Source organism: Streptomyces sp. NPDC026062, from assembly GCF_055568375.1.
The window spans coordinates 25,238-44,665 of the sequence record NZ_JBVHOQ010000027.1 but is presented as its reverse complement, the minus strand read 5'-3'; the positions used below and the strand labels follow the sequence as shown (position 1 = coordinate 44,665).

Below are 19,428 nucleotides of genomic sequence, written 5' to 3'. Positions count from 1 at the left end.
CATGGGCTCCGCTAACGGCAGACACCGTCGCCCTCGGCAGGCACCCGCGATCGTCGTCGCCGCAGGCGTGACCGGTTCGGCCATCGCCATCCCGCTGCTCGGCGCGGCAGGCGCGCACGCCGCAGACGCCTCGACCTGGGACCGGGTGGCCGAGTGCGAGAGCGGCGGCATGTGGAGCGCCGACCTCGGCAACGGCTACTACGGGGGCCTGCAGTTCTCGCAGGAGCTCTGGAAGTCGTACGGCGGCGAGTCGTACGCCGAGCGCGCCGACCTCGCCAGCCGCTCGCAGCAGATCGCCGTGGCGGAGAAGGTCCTGGAGGACCGGGGGCCGAACGCGTGGCCCAGCTGTGCGGTCATCTCGGGCCTGGCCACGGACAGCGGCCTGCCCGGTGTGGATCCGGGCACCACGCCCTCCGCCGACCCGTCGGTGAGCGCCGACCCCTCCGAGGACGCCACCGCGTCGGACGACGCGTCCTCGGACGCGACGACGCCGGCGGACGGGGCCACGGACGCCGCCGGGGGCGATGCCTCGGCCGATGCCTCGGGCGGCGCCGAGGGCAAGGGCAGGATCCCGGACGCGTCCGCCTCCCCCTCGGCCACGCCCTCCACCACGCCCTCGGGCAAGGCCTCCGGCGCCGAGAACGGATCGACGGGGGGCCAGGAGAAGTCCGGCAAGCACCGGGGCGCTCCGGCCCCCGAGGAGACCCGGGGGAGCGGCGGCGGCGACCGGGAGGCGGGGCGCCATGCCTCGCGCGGTGAGAGTGGCGCACGCGACACCGGTGCTCCGGCTGCTGACGGTACGTACACCGTGCGCGCCGGCGACAACCTCTGGGCGATCGCCGAAGCTCAGGAGCTGCCGGGCGGCTGGACCCAGCTGTACGAGGCCAACAAGGCGGAGGTGGGCTCCGACCCGGACCTCATCCTGCCTGGCCAGAGCCTCGATCTCGGTGTGAAGGCGGACTGAGAGCGGTCTGATGATCGGCTGAGAATGCCTCAAAATTTGAGGTACTTAAGAGGCCTATGTCCCACTTTTGACGGAGTGAGACATGGGTCTCTTTGCGTGAACTGGCGTGTCTTGTCCGGGAGGTCCCGCCACATCCGTTCCGACCTGCGCAAATGATGGTTCTTCGGATGCAAGGAAGGGCCGTTTATCCGGTATGTCTATCTTTGGATATCGGGGCTGGGTGTGTTTACGGTCGGAACCGCTCGCACCGCGGGCCCCGTCGACCGTCACGCCGAATCCTGCCGTCGGTCGAAGGGAACAGACGCGTAAAGCGCCGTAGGCAGGAGCGGGGGACCCAGGTAAGCGCCGGGCCCGGTCGTCGAGAGACGCATCAGGACCGGCTTGGGGTGAAGTCGTGCGCTAGGACGCGCGGCCGGGCAACTCACTTGGCCCGAACCCGACAGCTCACCTCGTAGGCGTCGGTGAGGAGAAGTCTCGATGCTGCTCAACAGCAAGGGCAACAAGCACCGTCGCCCGTCCAAGGCCGTCCGTATCGCCACGCTCGCCGGTGTCGCCGGTGCCGCCATCGCCGTCCCCCTGATGGGTGCGACCGGCGCTTCCGCCGCTTCCGTGTCCACCTGGGACGCCGTCGCCCAGTGCGAGTCCGGTGGCAACTGGTCCATCAATACCGGCAACGGCTACTACGGCGGTCTGCAGTTCTCGCAGTCGAGCTGGGCCGCCGCCGGCGGTACCCAGTACGCGGCCCGTGCCGACCTGGCCACCAAGGCCCAGCAGATCGCCACCGCCGAGAAGCTCCTCGCCATCCAGGGCCCGGGTGCCTGGTCCTGCGCCGGCGCCGGCAACCTGAGCAACGACGGTGTCGACCCGGGCGTCGACACCGGCTCCTCCGCCGCCAGGACCGAGACCGCGCCCAAGCAGGAGTCCGCGCCGGTCCAGCAGGCCGAGCCGAAGAAGGCCGAGCGCGCCGAGGCCCCCGCCACCAACCGCTCGGACCGCTCCGCCGCCCCGAAGAAGGCCGAGCAGAAGAAGACCGTCACCACCCCGACCGGTGCCAAGGTCGCGAAGGGTGACGGCGAGTACAAGGTCGTCTCCGGCGACTCCCTGAGCAAGATCGCCGCCGACCACAAGGTCAAGGGCGGCTGGGAGAAGCTCTTCGAGCTGAACAAGGACATCGTCAAGGACGCCGACCTGATCTACCCGGGTCAGCAGCTCCACCTGACGAAGTAGTCGCGATCCCTCCTCGCTGACATCTCCGGCCGCCCCGGCCCGGTGCGCACCTTCCCCCCGTGCGTACCGGGCCGGGGTCGGCCGGTTTCGAGTTTGATCGTTCAACTGTTGTAGTTACTCGTCAGTAAATTTCTGGACCTTTGCCCCGCTATGCCTGCCCTTGGGTCCTTTTTCGTCCCAGGGGACGGGCGGTCGGCCGGTTGCGGCGGCCGGGCCGGTTAGGCTCTTGTCGCAAGGCCAAAGCGACCCTGCACCACCAGCGTCATATCCCAGAAGGAGATGCCTCGTGCCGTCCATCGACGTCGTCGTAGCCAGGGAAATCCTCGACTCCCGCGGAAACCCCACGGTCGAGGTCGAGGTCGGCCTCGACGACGGCAGCACGGGCCGTGCTGCCGTTCCGTCCGGCGCCTCCACCGGTGCGTTCGAGGCCATCGAGCTTCGTGACGGCGACCCCAACCGCTACCACGGCAAGGGTGTCGAGAAGGCCGTTCTCGCCGTGATCGAGCAGATCGGCCCGGAGCTCGTCGGCTACGACGCGACCGAGCAGCGGCTGATCGACCAGGCGATGTTCGACCTGGACGCCACCGAGAACAAGGGCTCCCTCGGCGCCAACGCCATCCTCGGCGTCTCGCTCGCCGTCGCCCACGCCGCGTCCGAGGCCTCGGACCTGCCGCTGTTCCGCTACCTCGGTGGCCCGAACGCGCACCTGCTGCCCGTCCCGATGATGAACATCCTCAACGGTGGGTCGCACGCCGACTCCAACGTGGACATCCAGGAGTTCATGATCGCGCCGATCGGCGCGGAGTCCTTCTCCGAGGCCCTGCGCTGGGGCGCCGAGGTCTACCACACGCTGAAGAAGGTCCTGAAGACCAAGGGCCTGTCCACCGGTCTCGGTGACGAGGGCGGCTTCGCGCCGAACCTGGAGTCGAACCGCGCCGCCCTGGACCTCATCGTCGAGGCCATCAAGGAAGCCGGCTACGCCCCGGGCAAGGACATCGCGCTCGCGCTCGACGTCGCCGCCTCGGAGTTCTACAAGGACGGCAAGTACGAGTTCGAGGGCAAGTCCCGCTCGGCCGCCGAGATGACCGAGTACTACGAGGAGCTCGTCTCCGCGTACCCGCTCGTCTCCATCGAGGACCCGCTGTACGAGGACGACTGGGCCGGCTGGAAGGTCATCACCGACAAGATCGGCGCCAAGGTGCAGATCGTCGGCGACGACCTCTTCGTCACCAACCCGGAGCGTCTGTCCCGCGGCATCGAGGAGGGCTCCGCCAACGCTCTGCTCGTCAAGGTCAACCAGATCGGTTCGCTGACCGAGACCCTGGACGCCGTCGAGCTGGCCCAGCGCAACGGCTTCAAGTGCATGATGTCGCACCGCTCCGGCGAGACCGAGGACGTCACCATCGCCGACCTCGCGGTCGCCGTGAACTGCGGCCAGATCAAGACCGGTGCCCCGGCCCGCTCGGACCGCGTCGCCAAGTACAACCAGCTGCTGCGCATCGAGGAGATCCTCGACGACGCCGCGGTGTACGCGGGCCGTTCCGCGTTCCCGCGCTTCAAGGGCTGACACGCACGGCACGGCCTGACAGGCCCGGCCGGGGCCGAGTGCCCCGGCCTCCGTCCGTCCCCGCACTCGGTCCCGTACCGTGTGCGGGGACGGACGTGCGTAATGGGGAGGCGGAGAGATGGCCGCGAAGGACCGGGACCGGTTCTCCACCGCGACCCGGCTGCGGTTGCTCGGCGAGCAGACGGCGGCCCGCGTCTACCGGTCCCAGAACCGCCGTCAGGCCCGACGCTCCCGGCTCACCGGCAGGGCGGCCTTCCTGGCTCTGATCGTCTGCTCGCTGATCGTCGCCCTGGCGTACCCGATGCGGAGCTATGTGTCGCAGCGTGACGAGATCGCCGAGCAGGAGCGGCTGGCGCAGGAGGCCGAGGCCCGTACCGAGGAGCTGCGCGACGAGAAGGCGCGGCTCCAGGACGACGCGTACGTCAAGCGGCTGGCCCGTGAGCACCTGCACTACGTTCTTCCGGGGGAGACCGGCTACACCGTGGTCGACCCCGACGCGGTCAAGGAGCGCAACGGGAAGCCGGAGGAGTCCGACCGGCCCTGGCACTCCAACCTGTGGGACGGCGTCGACAGCGCCGACCGAGGCTGAGCCGTATCCCTTTCCCGTACATCTGCTCTCTCCGCATGTCTGCGGAACCGCGGTCGTCCACGCAACCGCGGTCCGAGCAGTCCGATCAGAACCCCTAGGCAGGCATGGAAACGCCCCCTCCCCAGACCGAGTCCACCGCGCCCACCGACGCGGACATCGCCGCGTTCCAGCAGCAGCTGGGGCGCCCGCCGCGGGGGCTGCGCGCGATCGCGCACCGCTGCCCGTGCGGCAACCCGGACGTGGTCGAGACGCAGCCCCGGCTGGAGGACGGTACGCCGTTCCCGACGACGTTCTATCTGACGTGCCCGCGCGCGGCGTCCGCGATCGGCACGCTGGAGGCGAACGGGGTCATGAAGGAGATGACCGAGCGCCTGGCCACGGACCCCGAGCTGGCCGCGGCGTACCGCGCCGCGCACGAGGACTACATCGCGCGGCGTGACGCCATCGAGGTGCTGGAGGGCTTCCCGAGCGCGGGCGGCATGCCGGACCGGGTGAAGTGCCTGCATGTGCTCGTCGGTCACTCGCTGGCCGCGGGGCCGGGTGTGAACCCGCTCGGGGACGAGGCGATCGCGATGCTGCCGGAGTGGTGGCGCAAGGGTCCGTGCGTGTCGCCGTGCGGCACGCCGGACGAGGGCTGACCCGCCCGCACCCGGGGGCACTGCCCCCGGGCCCCCGCTCACCCCTAGCCGGAGAGGCTTGAAACATGACGCGTGTGGCCGCCATCGACTGCGGTACGAACTCGATCCGTCTGCTGGTCGCGGACGCCGACCCGGCCACCGGGGAGCTCGTCGAGCTCGACCGGCGGATGGAGATCGTCCGGCTGGGGCAGGGTGTCGACCGGACCGGCCGGCTCGCCCCCGAGGCGCTGGAGCGGACCTTCGCGGCCTGCCGGCGGTACGCGGCGGTGATCAAGGAGCACGGGGCGGAGAAGGTCCGCTTCGTCGCCACCTCCGCCTCCCGCGACGCGGAGAACCGGGCCGATTTCGTCCGTGGCGTGCTGGACATCCTGGGCGTCGAGCCCGAGGTGATCAGCGGTGACCAGGAGGCCGAGTTCTCGTTCGACGGGGCCACCAAGGAGCTTGCCGGGCGCGACGACCTGGCGAAGCCGTACCTGGTCGTGGACATCGGCGGCGGTTCCACCGAGTTCGTCGTCGGCGACGACCGGGTGCGGGCCGCCCGGTCCGTGGACATCGGCTGCGTCCGGATGACCGAGCGCCACCTCGTGCGGGACGGTGTCGTCGCCGACCCGCCCGCGCAGGCCGCGGTCGACGCGGTCCGGGCCGATGTGGAGGCCGCGCTGGACCTCGTCGAGGAGACCGTGCCGCTCACCTCGGCGGCCACGCTCGTCGGCCTCGCCGGGACGGTCACCACGGTGGCCGCGATCGCGCTGGGGCTGCGGGAGTACGACCCCGAGGCGATCCACCACTCCCGCGTCTCCCTGGAGCAGGTCCGGGAGATCACCGGGCGGCTCCTCGTCTCGACCCACGCGGAACGGGCGGCGATCGGTGCGATGCACCCGGGCCGGGTCGATGTGATCACCTCGGGGGCGCTGATCCTGCTGGCCGTGATGGAGCGGACCGGTGCGGGTGAGGTCGTCGTCAGCGAACACGACATCCTTGACGGCATCGCTTTCTACGCCGCCCGCTGAGGGGCGGCACGGCTCTCCGAGCGGCCCGCCGAGGGGCGGGGGCGCTTTCCGCGGCCCTGCCCCGCCACCGGCCGCGAAGGCTGCTCATCAGTACTCCGGCCTGCACCTTTGAGAGGTTCGCGGCCCCTTCTCGGGCCCCTTCGGAGAGACGGCGCGACCAAGTTCGTGAACTTCTTCACAAGGAATTCGGTGCCCTGGGGCCGACTTCTGCTCCGAACGGGCCCACGGGAGGGTGCATGGGGTAGCCCGCGCCGGGTACGGGACGGTTCCGAGCGTGTTGCGGGAGTGTGAATCGGAGGGGTGGTCCACCTCGCTGGGCGGCCTAAAAGCCTGCTCACAAGCGGTGAACAACGTTCGCCGGGGTGTTGTGGTTCCCCTGCCGGGTCATGACCTGGGTCACGTGGGCGGCGAAGTGTAGCAGAGGGTGGGCCATACCTTGTGAAGGGGCTCACGAGCGTGCCCTCCGAGGGGGGTGGATACTCGATGGCATGAGCACCACGGAGCGTCCCAGGATCCTCGTAGTAGGCGGTGGGTACGTAGGCCTGTACGCAGCTCGGCGCATTCTGAAGAAGATGCGCTACGGCGAGGCGACCGTCACGGTCGTCGACCCCCGGTCGTACATGACCTACCAGCCCTTCCTCCCCGAAGCTGCGGCCGGCAGCATCTCGCCTCGGCATGTCGTCGTCCCGCTGCGACGCGTGCTGCCCAAGGCCGAGGTCCTCACCGGCCGAGTCACGACCATCGACCAGGACCGCAAGGTCGCCACGGTTGCGCCGCTCGTCGGCGAGGCCTACGAGCTGCCCTTCGACTACCTGGTCATCGCGATGGGCGCCGTCTCCCGTACCTTCCCGATCCCCGGCCTGGCCGAACAGGGCATCGGCATGAAGGGCATCGAGGAGGCCATCGGTCTGCGCAACCACGTCCTCGAGCAGCTGGACAAGGCCGACTCGACGACCGACGAGGACGTCCGCCGCAGGGCGCTGACGTTCGTCTTCGTGGGCGGCGGCTTCGCCGGCGCGGAGACCATCGGCGAGGTCGAGGACATGGCCCGCGACGCGGCCAAGTACTACACGAACGTGAAGCGCGAGGACATGCGCTTCATCCTCGTCGACGCCGCTGACAAGATCCTTCCCGAGGTCGGCCCGAAGCTGGGCACCTGGGGCCGGGAGCACCTGGAGTCCCGTGGTGTCGAGGTCTTCCTCTCGACCTCCATGGACTCCTGCGTCGACGGTCACGTGGTGCTGAAGAACGGCCTCGAGGTCGACTCCAACACCATCGTGTGGACCGCGGGCGTGAAGCCGAACCCGGCGCTGGCCCGCTTCGGCCTGCCGCTCGGTCCGCGCGGCCACGTGGACACCTCCGAGAAGCTCCAGGTCCAGGGCACCGACTACATCTGGGCCGCGGGCGACAACGCCCAGGTGCCGGACCTGATCGGCCGCAAGGCCGGCAACCCGAACGCCTGGTGCCCGCCGAACGCCCAGCACGCGCTGCGTCAGGCCAAGGTCCTCGGTGACAACGTCATCTCCGGGATGCGCGGCTTCCCGCAGGGCGACTACAGCCACGCCAACAAGGGTGCGGTCGCCGGTCTGGGCCTGCACAAGGGCGTCGCGATGATCGTCATGGGCAAGGTGAAGATCAAGCTCAAGGGCCGTCTCGCCTGGTACATGCACCGCGGCTACCACGGCATGGCGATGCCGACCTGGAACCGTAAGATCCGGATCTTCGCCGACTGGACCCTGGCGATGTTCCTCAAGCGCGAGGTCGTCTCCCTCGGCGCCATGGAGACTCCGCGCGAGGAGTTCTACGAGGCTGCCAAGCCGGCCCCCGCGGCCGCCAAGCCCGTGGGTGAGAAGGCCAAGGCCTAGAGCCTTCCGCAACGCTCATGCCGGGTCCACGCGGCCCGGCGCGAGCCGCACGGAAGACCTCGGCCGTGCCGTCGGACCGCCGTCCGCCCTTCGGGCGGCGGCCTCGGCCCGAGGGCACTCTCCGGCCCCGTGTCCGGACGGGAGGGCCCCGCTCTCCGGCCCCGGTCCGCGGATCTCCGTATCCGCAGCAGACAGTTGTACGACGCCCGAAGGGGCCGTCCGCCATCCGTGGTGCGGACGGCCCCTTCGGCGTATCGGGGCAGGTCGGCGCGGATGCTGCCGCATGGGTGCGGGAGCCAGCACCCCGGCGGATGCGTGTGCGCTACAGGCATTTTGCCGTTCCATTGCGCGGTAGCGGGATGGTCCGGCCGCCGGAAACTGTTGTGGGGGGTGTGCCTCGCCATGGCGCCATGGGCGCCGCGGTGTGGTCCGGGGCATGTGTGGGCATGTCCGGGCACGTTGGGAAACACCATCACGGAGGTGTGCGCCATGGCAGACGCCGCATCGCGGCTGACCGCTCTCGCCCAGGAGCTGCTGGGAGAACCCCTACCGGTCCGCATCCGGGCCTGGGACGGCAGCGAATCCGGCCCCCCCGATGCCCCCGCCCTCGTCATCAGGAACCGCCGCGCCCTGCGCCGGCTGCTGTGGAAGCCGGGCGAACTGGGCCTGGCCCGGGGCTGGGTGGCCGGCGAGATCGACATCGAAGGCGATCTGTACACGGCCCTGGACCTGATGGCCGGGCTGATCTGGGAGCGCGCCGGTGAGACGAAGGGCGGCGCCCATCCGGCCCGCGACCCGAAGGTGCGGTCCGCCGTCAAGGGGCTGCTGCGGCTGGCCGGTCCGTGGCCGCCGCCCCCGCCCCCGTCCGAGGAGGTACGCCGGCGCAGCGGCTCGCTGCACACCAAGCGCCGCGACAAGGAGGCCATCAGCCACCACTACGACGTCGGCAATGACTTCTACGCACTGGTCCTCGGCCCGTCCATGGTCTACTCCTGCGCCTACTGGGAGGACGGCGGGAACCTGGAGGACGCCCAGCGTGACAAGCTCGACCTGGTCTGCCGCAAGCTCGCGCTGAAGAAGGACGACCGCCTCCTGGACGTCGGCTGCGGCTGGGGCTCCATGGCCATCCACGCCGCCCGCGAGTACGGCGCCCGGGTCACCGGAGTGACCCTCTCCGTCGAACAGGCCGCCTTCGCGAGGAAGCGCATCGCCGGGGAAGGCCTGACCGACCGGATCGAGATCCGGGTCCAGGACTACCGGGACGTCAGGGACGGCCCGTACGACGCCATCTCCTCGATCGGCATGGCCGAACACGTCGGCTCCGTCCGCTACCGCGAGTACGCCGACGACCTCTACGCACTCCTCAAGCCCGGCGGGCGCCTCCTCAACCACCAGATCGCCCGCCGACCGGAGAAGGACGAGTCCGCGTACCACGTGGACGAGTTCATCGACGCCTATGTCTTCCCGGACGGCGAACTGGCCCCGGTGGGCCGGACCGTCGCGACGCTCGAAGAAGCCGGTTTCGAGACGCGCGACGTCGAGTCGCTCCGTGAGCACTACGCCCTGACCCTGCGCCGCTGGGTCGCCAATCTGGAGAAGGAGTGGGAGCGCGCCGTGCGGATGACCTCGCCCGGCAGGGCCAGGGTCTGGCGCCTCTACATGGCGGCCTCCGCGCTCTCCTTCGAGCACAACAAGATCGGCGTGAACCAGATTCTCGCGGTCCGCCCGGCCGACGGCGGAAGCGCCCGCATGCCGCTGCGCGCCCGCGACTGGAAGGCCGACGCGAGCGGCTGACCGCGGACACGGCAGAGGGCCGGTACCCGCCGCGGCGGGTACCGGCCCTCTGCCGTGTCCGGTGCGGTACTACTCCGTCTTGATCGCCGTCAGCATGTTCAGCTTCGCGGCGTTGCGGGCCGGCCACAGGGCGGCCAGCGTCCCCACCAGAGCGGCCAGGAGCAGGAAGACCGCGATCCGGCCCCACGGCACGACCAGGACGTAGCCCGGGATCTCGGCCGCCACGGTCCGGCCGATCGCCCAGCCGAGGAACATGCCGAGCCCGATGCCGACCACCGCGCCGAAGAGCGAGATGACGACGGCCTCCAGCCGGATCATGCGCTTGACCTTGCGCCGGTCCAGGCCGATGGCCCGCAGCATGCCGATCTCCTGCTGTCGCTCGAACACCGACATGGCCAGGGTGTTGACGACGCCGAGCACCGCGATGATCAGTGCCATGGCCAGCAGCCCGTACATGATGTTCATGGCGAGGTTGATCGAGCCGCCGAACATGTCACGGATGTCCTCGCTGTCCATGATGCTCATGCCCGGGTTGTCGCCCAGGGCGTCGACCAGCGCCTGCTCGTTGGCCGCGCTCGCGCCGCCCTGCGTCTTCACCCAGATCTCACGGATGTCCGCACGGCCCTCGTGCGGGGCGACGACGTCACGCGGGATCAGGACCGGCGAGAGGAACTCGTTGTCCTTGTAGAGGGCGCCGACCTTCAGGCTGCCCTTCTTGTCGTCCTGGTACGTGACGGGGACGCTGTCCCCGGTCTTCCAGCCCTGCGCCTTCGCGGTCTTGTCCGAGACGGCGATCTCGCCCCGGCCCAGGGAGTCCAGGGAGCCCGCGACCGTGTCGACGGCGAGGACCTTCTCCACATCGCCGGGGGTGACACCGGACGCCGAGAGCGAGGTGTCGCCGATGTCCAGCCAGACCGACTGCTGGGGCGAGAGGGCGGTGACGCCGTCGGCCTTCTCCAGGGCGGTGAGAGCCGACTCGTCGAGCGCGTCGCCGCCGGCCATCGAGACCATGTAGTCGGCCTTGATGTTGTCCGTCGTCATCTTGTCGACGGCCTGGCCGAGGGTGACGCCGAGCACCGAGATGCCGGTGACGAGGGTGAGACCGATCGCCAGCGCGGAGGCGGTGGCGCCGGTGCGCCGGGGGTTGCGGACCGCGTTCTGCGCGGCCAGCTTGCCGGAGACCCCGAACGTCCGCCGCAGCAGCGGGCGCAGCAGGGCGATCACCGGGCGGGACAGCAGGGGGATCAGGATGATGATGCCGATCAGGGTCAGGAAGGCGCCGCCCGCGAGGAGCGTCTGACCGCTGGACCCGGCCTTCGCCGCGCCGCCCACGACGGCCGCGCCGCCGAGCAGCGCGATGAAGCCGCCGATCGAGTTGCGCACCACCAGGGACTTCACCGTGGCCACCGCGTACTGGCTGTTCATCGCCGCGACCGGCGGGATCTTCGCGGCCCGGCGGGCGGGCAGCCAGGCGGCCAGCACGGTGATCAGGACGCCGACGCCGAAGGCGGCGACGACGGTGAGCGGGGCGACGACCAACGGTCCGGCCGGGATCTTCCCGCCGATCAGGCTCATCGCGGAGCGCAGGGCGGTGGCGAGGCCGAGGCCCAGCACGAAGCCGACCAGGGACGCGATCAGACCGACCACGGCCGCTTCGATCAGCACCGAGCGCTTGACCTGGCGGCGGGAGGCGCCGACGGCGCGCAGCAGCGCCAGCTCCTTGGTGCGCTGGGCGACCAGCATGGTGAAGGTGTTGGCGATCAGGAAGATGCCGACGAAGAGTGCGATGCCCGCGAAGGCGAGCAGCAGCTTGTTGAGGCTGCTCAGGGCGGTTTCGGCCTGGTCGGCCTGTTCGTCCGCGCGCGCCTTGCCGGTCTTGGCCTCGGCGTCCTCGGGGAGCAGCGGCTTCACGGCGCTCAGCAGCTGCTCGTCGGTGGTGCCGGGGGCTGCGGTGACGTTGACGTCCTTGAACTCGCCCGGCCGCAGGAACAGCTGCTGGGCGACGGGGGCGTCGAACAGGACCAGGCTGCCGCCCGCGTTGACGGCGCCGTCCTCGGTGGTGAAGACCCCGGACAGGGTGTACTCCTTCACCGGCCCGTTGGTCGCGACCCGTACCTTGTCGCCGACCTTGTACTCGCCCTTCTTCGCGGTGTCCTTGTCCAGCGCGACGCTGCCTGCCGAGGCCGGTCCGGAACCGTCGCTGAAGGTGTACTGGCTGTCCTTGCCGTCCTTGCCGGGGGCGAAGTTGGAACCGGTGTTGGACCAGCCGTTGCCGATGAGCTTGCCGTCGGGGTCGGCGACCCCGGCGAAGCCGGCGACCCGGCCGGTGGCGGAGGCCACGCCGTCCAGGGCCCGGATCTTCTTCAGGGTGGCGGCGTCGATGGCGGCGGTCTGCTCGTCGCGCCGGTCGGCGTGGGTGGTGACGGCGACGGCGATGTCGTCGTAACTCTTCGCCGACTGGTTGCGGAAGGCGTTGCCGAGGGTGTCGGTGAAGACCAGGGTGCCGGAGACGAAGGCCACGCCGAGCATCACGGCGAGGACGGTCATCAGCAGCCTGGCCTTGTGCGAGAGCACATTGCGCAGGGCGGTACGGAACATGTCTGTCAGTCCTGGGGATGGGGTCCGGAAGGGGGGGGCGCGGGAGGGAGCCCGGGGCTCAGCTCGTGCGGCCCTTGGCGTCGAACGCCTTCATCCGGTCCAGCACCTTGTCGGCGGTGGGGTGTGTCATCTGGTCCACGATCGCCCCGTCCGCGAGGAAGATCACCCGGTCCGCGTAGGAGGCCGCGGCCGGGTCGTGGGTCACCATCACCACGGTCTGGCCCAGTTCGCGCACCGAGTTGCGCAGGAAGCCGAGGACTTCGGCGCCGGAGCGGGAGTCCAGGTTCCCGGTGGGCTCGTCGCCGAAGATGATCTCGGGCCGCGAGGCGAGGGCGCGGGCCACCGCGACACGCTGCTGCTGGCCGCCGGAGAGCTCGGTGGGCCGGTGGTTGAGGCGGTCGACGAGGCCCACCATCTCGATGACCTTGCGCAGCCAGTCCTGGTCGGGCTTGCGGCCCGCGATGTCCATCGGCAGCGTGATGTTCTCCAGCGCGGTCAGCGTCGGCAGCAGGTTGAACGCCTGGAAGATGAAACCGATCTTGTCCCGGCGCAACTGGGTGAGCTGCTTGTCCTTGAGGGACCCCAGCTCGGTCTCGCCGATCCGCACGGAACCGCTGCTGAAGCTGTCGAGGCCGGCCACGCAGTGCATCAGCGTGGACTTGCCGGAGCCGGAGGGCCCCATGATCGCGGTGAACTCGCCCTGCGGGAAGTCCACGGTGACCCGGTCCAGGGCGGTCACCTTCGTCTCGCCCTCTCCGTAGACCTTCGACAGTTCCGTGGCGCGGGCGGCCACCGCGGTGGCGCGGTGAGCGGTGGACATGGTGGTCACGGGAGACTCCAGGGTCGGGCGGGTACGGGACGGGGAGCCCGCCCGGCAGTCCCGCCGGGCGGCGGGCCCAGGACAGGGCACTGCTCCATCGTCCCGGCCGGCCGGCCGGGGATCGTCACTCCCGGTGCCCGTATCGAGGGCAGCCTTGAGTCGCACCGGGGAGGCCCTGGCGTCCTCCTGCGGTATGACACCGACCCCGAGGACCCCTCGCCCGGACCGGGCCAGGCGGGGCTCGCGGGGCAGGGGCACGCCGTACTCGCCCCGGCCGCCCCGGAGCCGTAGGCCGCGCCCGCGCCATCGGGGCGGTGGGCGGAGTGCCGGCCGGTTCAGCGGAAGGCGGCGACGTTCTCCGCGGCCCACTGCCGGAACGGCCTGGCCGGGGCGCCGGTGACCTGCGAGACCGTGGTGCGCACCGCCTGTATCGCGTCGTTGACGTCGCCGCCCGTGATGTCGAGGACCGCGTCCGCGGCTTCGCTCCCGAAGACCTCGGCCATCCCGGCATGGGCCTCCTGCCGGCTGATCTCGGCGAAAGGCACCTCCCTCCCCAGGGCCGCGCCGATGGCCTCGGCCTGCTGCCGGGCGGTCACCCGCTCCGGGCCGGTCAGGGCGTACGTCCGTCCGTGGTGGCCGGTCCCGGTCAGTGCCACCCGCGCCACCGACGCGATGTCCGAGGGGTGGATGGTGGGCAGTCCGGTGTCCGCGTAGGGCGCGAGGACCGTCTCGTGCGCGCGGACCGAAGCCGCCCACATCAGGGAGTTCGAGGCGAACTGCGTCGGCCGCAGGATCGTCCACGCCATGCCGCTGTCCTTGAGGAGCTGTTCGACCGCCAGGTTCTCGCCTGCGGGACCGAGGTGCGGATGGGTCAGGACCGTGATGGACGAGACGAGCACCACGTGGGCGACGCCCGCCTGCCGGGCCGCCGCGAGGACGTCGGCGTCCGGGCCCAGGCGCGACACGAGGAACAGCGAGCGCACCCCGTCCAGAGCGGGCTTCAGTGAGGCCGGGTCGGTGAAGTCGCCCTCGACGGCCTCGACCCCTTCGGGGAGAACGGCCTTCGCCGCGTCACGGGTGAGCGCTCTCAGCGGCCCGGCACCGTACGCGTGCAATTCCTTGAGCAGCGCACTTCCTACGTTCCCGGTGGCTCCCGTTATGAGCATCATGAGGACCTTCTCCTGTCGTCGGACGGGCAACTGCCGGGCGGGCAACTGCCGGACGGGCAACTGGAGGAGACGCTAGAAGCTCAATCGCGCTTCAGGTCAAGGCCGTCCGCCGGGGCGGTCCCGTCGACCCGCGCGGGACCAGGCGGGCCGCCGCGTCCTCGAACCCCGCCGCCGTACCGTCGGTGACCAGGGACAGCAGGGTGCGCGCGGCATGGCCCCCGTACGCCGGGATGTCGCGGCTCAGCGCGGTGAGCGGCGGCCGGACCACCCGGGAGAGCTGGGAGTCGTCCCAGGCGATCAGGGAGAGGTCGTCCGGCACCTGGAGCCCCATCTCCTGGGCGACCGAGAGACCGGCCACGGCCATGATGTCGTTGTCGTAGACGACGGCGGTGGGGCGCCGCGGGGAACTGATCAGCCGTCGGGTGGCGTGCGCCCCGTCCTGTCCGGAGTAGTCCGTGTGGACGATGACCGGTTCACCGAGACCGAGTTCGGCGCAGATCCCACGCTGGGCCCGGTCGCGCAGTTCCGTGTGGTTGAGGCCGGGCATGCCCGCGACCCGGGCGATGGACCGGTGCCCCAGCGCGGTCAGATACGTGAGGGTGTCCCGGAGTGCCGCGTGCTCGTCCGACCATACGGCGGGCAGGGGGCCGGCCGCCGAGGGGTGGCCGATCACCACCGCCGGCAGCCCCGTGCCGACGACGCCCTCGATCCTGGGGTCGGGGCTGCGCAGGTCGGCGAGGAACACGCCGTCCACCCGGCCCTCGCCCCACCAGCGGCGGTAGAGCTCCAGCTCCTGCGCCGGATCGGTGACGACCTGGAGGAGCAGGGCGCAGCCGCGCGGGGAGAGTTCGCTCTCGATCCCGCTGATCAGTTCCATGAAGAACGGCTCCATGCCGAGCAGCCGGGCGGGCCGGCACAGGGCGAGGCCGACCGCGTCGGCGCGTGCCCGGGTGAGGGCGCGGGCCGCGCTGTTGGGCTGCCAGCCGATCTCCTGGGCGATGGCCTTGATGGTGGCGCGGGTCGCGGGGGAGACGCCCGGCCGGTCGTTCAGCGCGTAGGACACCGCGACCTTGGAGACCCCGGCGCGGCGCGCTATGTCGGCGATCGTGGGGCGGTGTCTGGGCAAATGCGACCTCACTTAACCGGTTCGTATTACACGAAATGCCCTAGTCGGCGATCTCTCGTTCGGTACTCCTCTCCCGGAGGGATGATCGCTCAACTGCCCCGGAAAATAAAGGGATGGGAGCGCTCCCGCACCCTTGACATGCCCTCTTGGCGGCCTTAGCTTCACGGCACTTACCCGGTTCAGTAACTCCGCTCGGCAAGGACGGCGGGGAGAAGGAGGGACGATGGGCACGGGATTCCGGGGACGGACCGCGGCCACGCTCGCCGTGATCGCACTCGCCGCCACCGCGTGCACGGGGGGCGGCTCCTCGGCGGGCGGCTCGGGCGGATCGGGTGGCGGGGGTGGCGCGCTTCCGCGCAACGAGACGCTCTACACCACCGGGACGCAGTGGGGGCCACCGGCCAACTACAACCCGCTGCACAACTGGGACCACGCGACCGGCACCAAGGGGCTGGTCTACGAGACGCTGTTCCACTTCGACCCCGACGCGGGCAAGCTGACGCCCTGGCTGGCGGAGTCGGGCAGCTGGACCGGCGCCAAGACGTACGAGGTGAAGCTCCGTCCGGGCATCACCTGGTCGGACGGCAAGCCGCTGACCGCCAAGGACGTCGCGTACTCCTACGGGATCGGCAAGATCGAGGCCTCGTCCTTCCACACCCTGTGGAGCTGGCTGTCGGACGCGAAGGCGGTGGACGCCACGACGGTCCGCTTCACCTTCAAGGAGGCCCGCTACCAGGAGTGGGACTTCACCCTCTACGGACAGCCGGTCGTCCCGGAGCACATCTGGGGCAAGCGCTCCGAGAAGGAGATCCTGGACGGCGTCAACGACAAGCCGGTCGGCACCGGTGCGTACACGCTCAAGAGCAAGTCCCAGGACCGGGTCGTCTGGCAGCGGCGCGACGACTGGTGGGGCGTCAAGGCGCTCTCCATGAAGCCCGCGCCCCGCTACATCGTCGACGTCTCCAACCCGAGCAACGAGGTCGTCATCGGCCAGCTGGGCCAGGGGCAGCTGGACCTCAGCAACAACTTCCTGCCCGGCGCCTCCTCGCTGATCAAGAGCAAGAAGGTCGTCTCGTACTACGACAAGCCGCCCTACATGCTCTCCGCCAACACGGCCTGGCTGGTGCCCAACACCACGAGGAAGCCGATGAACGACGCGGCCTTCCGCAGGGCGCTGGCCGCCTCGGTGGACACCGGCAAGATCGTCAAGGGTGTGTACGGGGAACTGGTCAAGCCCGCCAACCCGACCGGTCTGCTCCCGCAGTGGGACAAGTTCGTCGACCAGGACCTGGTGTCGAAGGAGGGCTTCTCCTTCGACACCGACAAGGCCAAGCAGATCCTCGCGGACGCCGGGTACAAGGACACCAACGGCGACGGCCTGGTGGAGAACAAGGACGGCTCCAAGCTCAGCCTGAAGCTGGCCGTGCCCACCGGCTGGACCGACTGGATGGAGGCCGCCAAGGTCATCGCCTCGTCGGCCAAGGACGCGGGCATCTCCATCACCACCGAGTTCCCCGACGCGAACGCCCTCAACGAGACGCGCGGCAAGGGCAACTTCGACCTCGTCGTCAACAACGAGCGCCAGCTGTCCAGCACCCCGTGGACGTACTACGAGTACATGTTCCAGCTGCCCGTCCAGAAGCAGCAGAACACGGTCAACTTCGGCCGGTACGAGAACGAGGAGGCCTGGAAGCTCGTCCAGGAGCTCGGCGCGGTCAAGACGGACGACACCGAGGGCATGAAGAAGGTCATCTCGAAGATCCAGGCGATCCAGCTCAAGGAGATGCCGGTCATTCCGCTCTGGTACAACGGCCTCTGGGCCCAGTCCACCGTCGGAAGCTGGACGAACTGGCCGTCGGACGCCGAGGGCGCGCCCAAGTACGCGCCGGCGATGTGGCGCAACTGGCTGGAGATGGGCGGCTTCGAAGCCCTCACCCAGCTCAAGCCCGCCAAGTGACCCACCCGTTCTGAGGGACCCCCGCCGGCCCGCCGCGACACGGCGGGCCGGCGCCGGGCCCTGAATCCATGACCGCCCCGCCGTGCGCAGGCCGCCCTGACGCCCGCACGGCGGGGCTCTCCCCGGGGAGCTCCCTTGCGCCGCTACTTCGCCCGCAAACTACTGATCTACGCACTGACCTTCGTCGTCGCCGTCACCGTCAACTGGATGATCCCGCGCTTCATGCCGGGCGACCCCGTCGCCGCCATGGTGGCCAGGGCCCGGGTCTCGCAGCCCGAGGCCGTCGAGGCCATGCGCGCCTACTACAACAACCTCTTCGGCTTCGACGAACCCGTCTGGCAGCAGTACCTGCACTTCTGGGGCGCCCTGCTGCAGGGCGACTTCGGGCTGTCCATCTGGGTCTTCCCCAAGCCCGTGGCCGACGTGCTGCTCGACGCACTCCCGTACACGCTGGGGCTGATGATCCCGTCCGTCCTGCTCAGCTGGTTCGTCGGCAACTGGGCCGGGGCGCTGGCCGCCCGCCGCAAGGTGCTCGACAACACCGTGCTGCCGGCCGGATATCTGCTCACCGCGATGCCCTACATGTGGATCGCCGTCATCCTCGCCTGGGCGCTCGGCTCCAAGGCGGGCTGGTTCCCGCTCTCCGGCGGATACAGCCTCGACATCCAGCCGAGCTGGTCCACCGCCTTCGCCGTGGACCTGCTCCAGCACTGGGTGCTGCCGTTCCTCTCGCTCTTCCTGGTCGCACTCGGCGGCTGGGCGATCGGCATGCGCAACATGATCATTTACGAGCTGGAGTCCGACTACTCCTCGTATCTGTCGGCCCTCGGCGCACCGCAGCGGCTCATCCGCCGCTACGCCTTCCGCAACGCCGTCCTGCCCCAGATCACCGGACTCGCCCTCCAGCTGGGTGTCCTGGTGGCCGGGGCCCTCGTCACCGAGATCGTCTTCGCCTATCCCGGGCTCGGCTCACTGATCCTGGCCGCGATCCAGAACCAGGACTTCTTCCTGCTCCAGGGCGCGTTCCTCTTCATCGTCATCGGCGTACTGATCGCCAACTTCCTCATCGACATCGTGTACGTCGTCGTCGACCCCCGGACCCGTACCGGCATGGCAGGAGGCCAGTCATGAGTACCGTGCCCGAACCGGCCACCGGCACCGGTCCCACCGGCCCCGACACCGGCCCCGGACCCGTTCCCGGGGCTCCGGCGGCGCCCGCCGTGGCAGCGGCCACACCGGGCCGCGAGACGCTCCACTACGCCGTGCGCAACCCCAAGCTCCTCATCGGGTTCACCGTCGTCGTGCTGCTCCTGCTCGTCGGCGTCTTCGGCCCGCCGCTGCTCGACAACGCCGACCCCAACGAATACGTGGGCCCGCAGGCCGCGCCGCCCGACGGCACGTACTGGATGGGCACCACCACCTTCGGCCAGGACGTGTACGCCCAGTTCGTGCACGGGCTGCGCGCCACCTTCCTGGTCGGCGTCGTCGGCGGGGCCATCGCCGCCGTCATCGCCATGCTCGTCGGCTTCCTGGCCGGCTACCGGGGCGGAGCCGTCGACGAGATCCTCAACATGATCACCAACGTGGTCCTGGTGCTGCCCGCCCTCGCCGTGCTGCTGATCATCAACGCCTACCTCGGGGTCCGCTCGGTCGCCGTCCAGGGCCTGTTCATCGGGCTCACCTCCTGGCCCTGGGCGGCGCGCGCGATCCGCGCGCAGACGTTCTCGCTGCGCACCCGGGAGTTCGTGGACCTGGCCCGGCTCAGCGGCAGCGGCACCTGGCGGATCGTCTTCCGCGAGATCGCGCCCAACATGAGCTCGTACCTCTTCATGATGTTCATCCTGCTCTTCGGCGGATCCGTACTGATCGCCTCCTCGCTCGACTTCATCGGGCTCGGCCCCACCGAGGGCGTCTCGCTGGGGATGATGCTCCAGAGCGCCCAGCAGTGGAGCGCGCTCCAACTCGGCATGTGGTGGTGGTTCGTCCCGCCGGGCGCCGGGATCACCGCGATCGTCGGCGCGCTCTACGTCGCCAACGTCGGCCTCGACGAGGTCTTCAACCCGAAGCTCCGGGAGGCCTGAGACATGACTCCCACCGTGACCGA

The 19,428-nt window shown here is 70.1% G+C and carries 15 protein-coding genes and 1 riboswitch; of the genes, 11 read left to right on the top strand and 4 right to left on the bottom strand.

Annotated elements, in window-relative coordinates; all coding sequences use genetic code 11:
* Position 1: 1 nt before the first annotated feature.
* The 8 genes from ACZ4LX_RS23910 to ACZ4LX_RS23875 all read left to right on the top strand — a co-directional run bounded on the left by ACZ4LX_RS23910 (position 2) and on the right by ACZ4LX_RS23875 (position 9,654).
* Entirely contained in the window at positions 2–964 is a 963-nt protein-coding gene (locus ACZ4LX_RS23910) for a transglycosylase family protein (protein ID WP_467647631.1), read from the top strand.
* 301 nt (positions 965–1,265) lie between these two features.
* Positions 1,266–1,437, top strand: a riboswitch (cyclic di-AMP (ydaO/yuaA leader).
* A 4-nt stretch (positions 1,438–1,441) separates the two neighbouring features.
* Positions 1,442–2,191 carry a transglycosylase family protein gene (locus ACZ4LX_RS23905; protein WP_467647628.1) on the top strand — a complete coding sequence of 250 codons (750 nt, stop codon included), beginning with the start codon at positions 1,442–1,444 and terminating at the stop codon, positions 2,189–2,191.
* A 286-nt stretch (positions 2,192–2,477) separates the two neighbouring features.
* Positions 2,478–3,758 (top strand): phosphopyruvate hydratase, encoded by a 1,281-nt coding sequence (eno, locus tag ACZ4LX_RS23900; RefSeq protein WP_219572828.1) that lies wholly within the window; start codon positions 2,478–2,480, stop codon positions 3,756–3,758.
* Positions 3,759–3,876: 118 nt separating this feature from the next.
* On the top strand, positions 3,877–4,347 hold the full coding sequence (locus tag ACZ4LX_RS23895) for an FtsB family cell division protein (protein WP_467647625.1): 471 nt from the start codon (positions 3,877–3,879) through the stop codon (positions 4,345–4,347).
* Positions 4,348–4,451: 104 nt separating this feature from the next.
* A complete protein-coding gene (locus tag ACZ4LX_RS23890) occupies positions 4,452–4,985 on the top strand; it encodes a DUF501 domain-containing protein (protein WP_467647620.1) in 534 nt (177 codons plus the stop codon).
* A gap of 65 nt (positions 4,986–5,050) precedes the next feature.
* Entirely contained in the window at positions 5,051–5,995 is a 945-nt protein-coding gene (locus ACZ4LX_RS23885; RefSeq protein WP_467647617.1) for a Ppx/GppA phosphatase family protein, read from the top strand.
* Positions 5,996–6,483: 488 nt separating this feature from the next.
* The gene (locus tag ACZ4LX_RS23880; RefSeq protein WP_467647613.1) at positions 6,484–7,860 is read left to right on the top strand and encodes an NAD(P)/FAD-dependent oxidoreductase; all 1,377 of its coding nucleotides are present in this window, start codon (positions 6,484–6,486) and stop codon (positions 7,858–7,860) included.
* A gap of 489 nt (positions 7,861–8,349) precedes the next feature.
* On the top strand, positions 8,350–9,654 hold the full coding sequence (locus ACZ4LX_RS23875; protein ID WP_467647610.1) for a class I SAM-dependent methyltransferase: 1,305 nt from the start codon (positions 8,350–8,352) through the stop codon (positions 9,652–9,654).
* A 69-nt stretch (positions 9,655–9,723) separates the two neighbouring features.
* Here ACZ4LX_RS23875 and ACZ4LX_RS23870 read toward each other — a convergent pair whose 3' ends face one another.
* The 4 genes from ACZ4LX_RS23870 to ACZ4LX_RS23855 form a co-directional block, all read right to left on the bottom strand.
* A complete protein-coding gene (locus ACZ4LX_RS23870) occupies positions 9,724–12,252 on the bottom strand; it encodes an ABC transporter permease (protein ID WP_467647607.1) in 2,529 nt (842 codons plus the stop codon).
* Between the two features lie 58 nt (positions 12,253–12,310).
* Positions 12,311–13,081 carry an ABC transporter ATP-binding protein gene (locus ACZ4LX_RS23865; RefSeq protein WP_467647604.1) on the bottom strand — a complete coding sequence of 257 codons (771 nt, stop codon included), beginning with the start codon at positions 13,079–13,081 and terminating at the stop codon, positions 12,311–12,313.
* A 326-nt stretch (positions 13,082–13,407) separates the two neighbouring features.
* Complete coding sequence (locus ACZ4LX_RS23860; RefSeq protein WP_467647601.1) at positions 13,408–14,241, bottom strand: NAD(P)H-binding protein; 834 nt, start codon at positions 14,239–14,241, stop codon at positions 13,408–13,410.
* Between the two features lie 91 nt (positions 14,242–14,332).
* Entirely contained in the window at positions 14,333–15,367 is a 1,035-nt protein-coding gene (locus ACZ4LX_RS23855; protein WP_467647598.1) for a LacI family DNA-binding transcriptional regulator, read from the bottom strand.
* A 223-nt stretch (positions 15,368–15,590) separates the two neighbouring features.
* Between ACZ4LX_RS23855 and ACZ4LX_RS23850 the strand changes: the two genes are divergently transcribed.
* The 3 genes from ACZ4LX_RS23850 to ACZ4LX_RS23840 all read left to right on the top strand — a co-directional run bounded on the left by ACZ4LX_RS23850 (position 15,591) and on the right by ACZ4LX_RS23840 (position 19,405).
* The gene (locus ACZ4LX_RS23850; RefSeq protein WP_467647596.1) at positions 15,591–17,324 is read left to right on the top strand and encodes an ABC transporter substrate-binding protein; all 1,734 of its coding nucleotides are present in this window, start codon (positions 15,591–15,593) and stop codon (positions 17,322–17,324) included.
* Positions 17,325–17,459: 135 nt separating this feature from the next.
* Entirely contained in the window at positions 17,460–18,455 is a 996-nt protein-coding gene (locus tag ACZ4LX_RS23845) for an ABC transporter permease (protein ID WP_363067460.1), read from the top strand.
* The gene (locus ACZ4LX_RS23840; RefSeq protein ID WP_467647593.1) at positions 18,452–19,405 is read left to right on the top strand and encodes an ABC transporter permease; all 954 of its coding nucleotides are present in this window, start codon (positions 18,452–18,454) and stop codon (positions 19,403–19,405) included. The genes ACZ4LX_RS23845 and ACZ4LX_RS23840 overlap by 4 nt, the downstream gene beginning before the upstream one ends.
* The last annotated feature ends 23 nt before the right edge of the window (positions 19,406–19,428 follow it).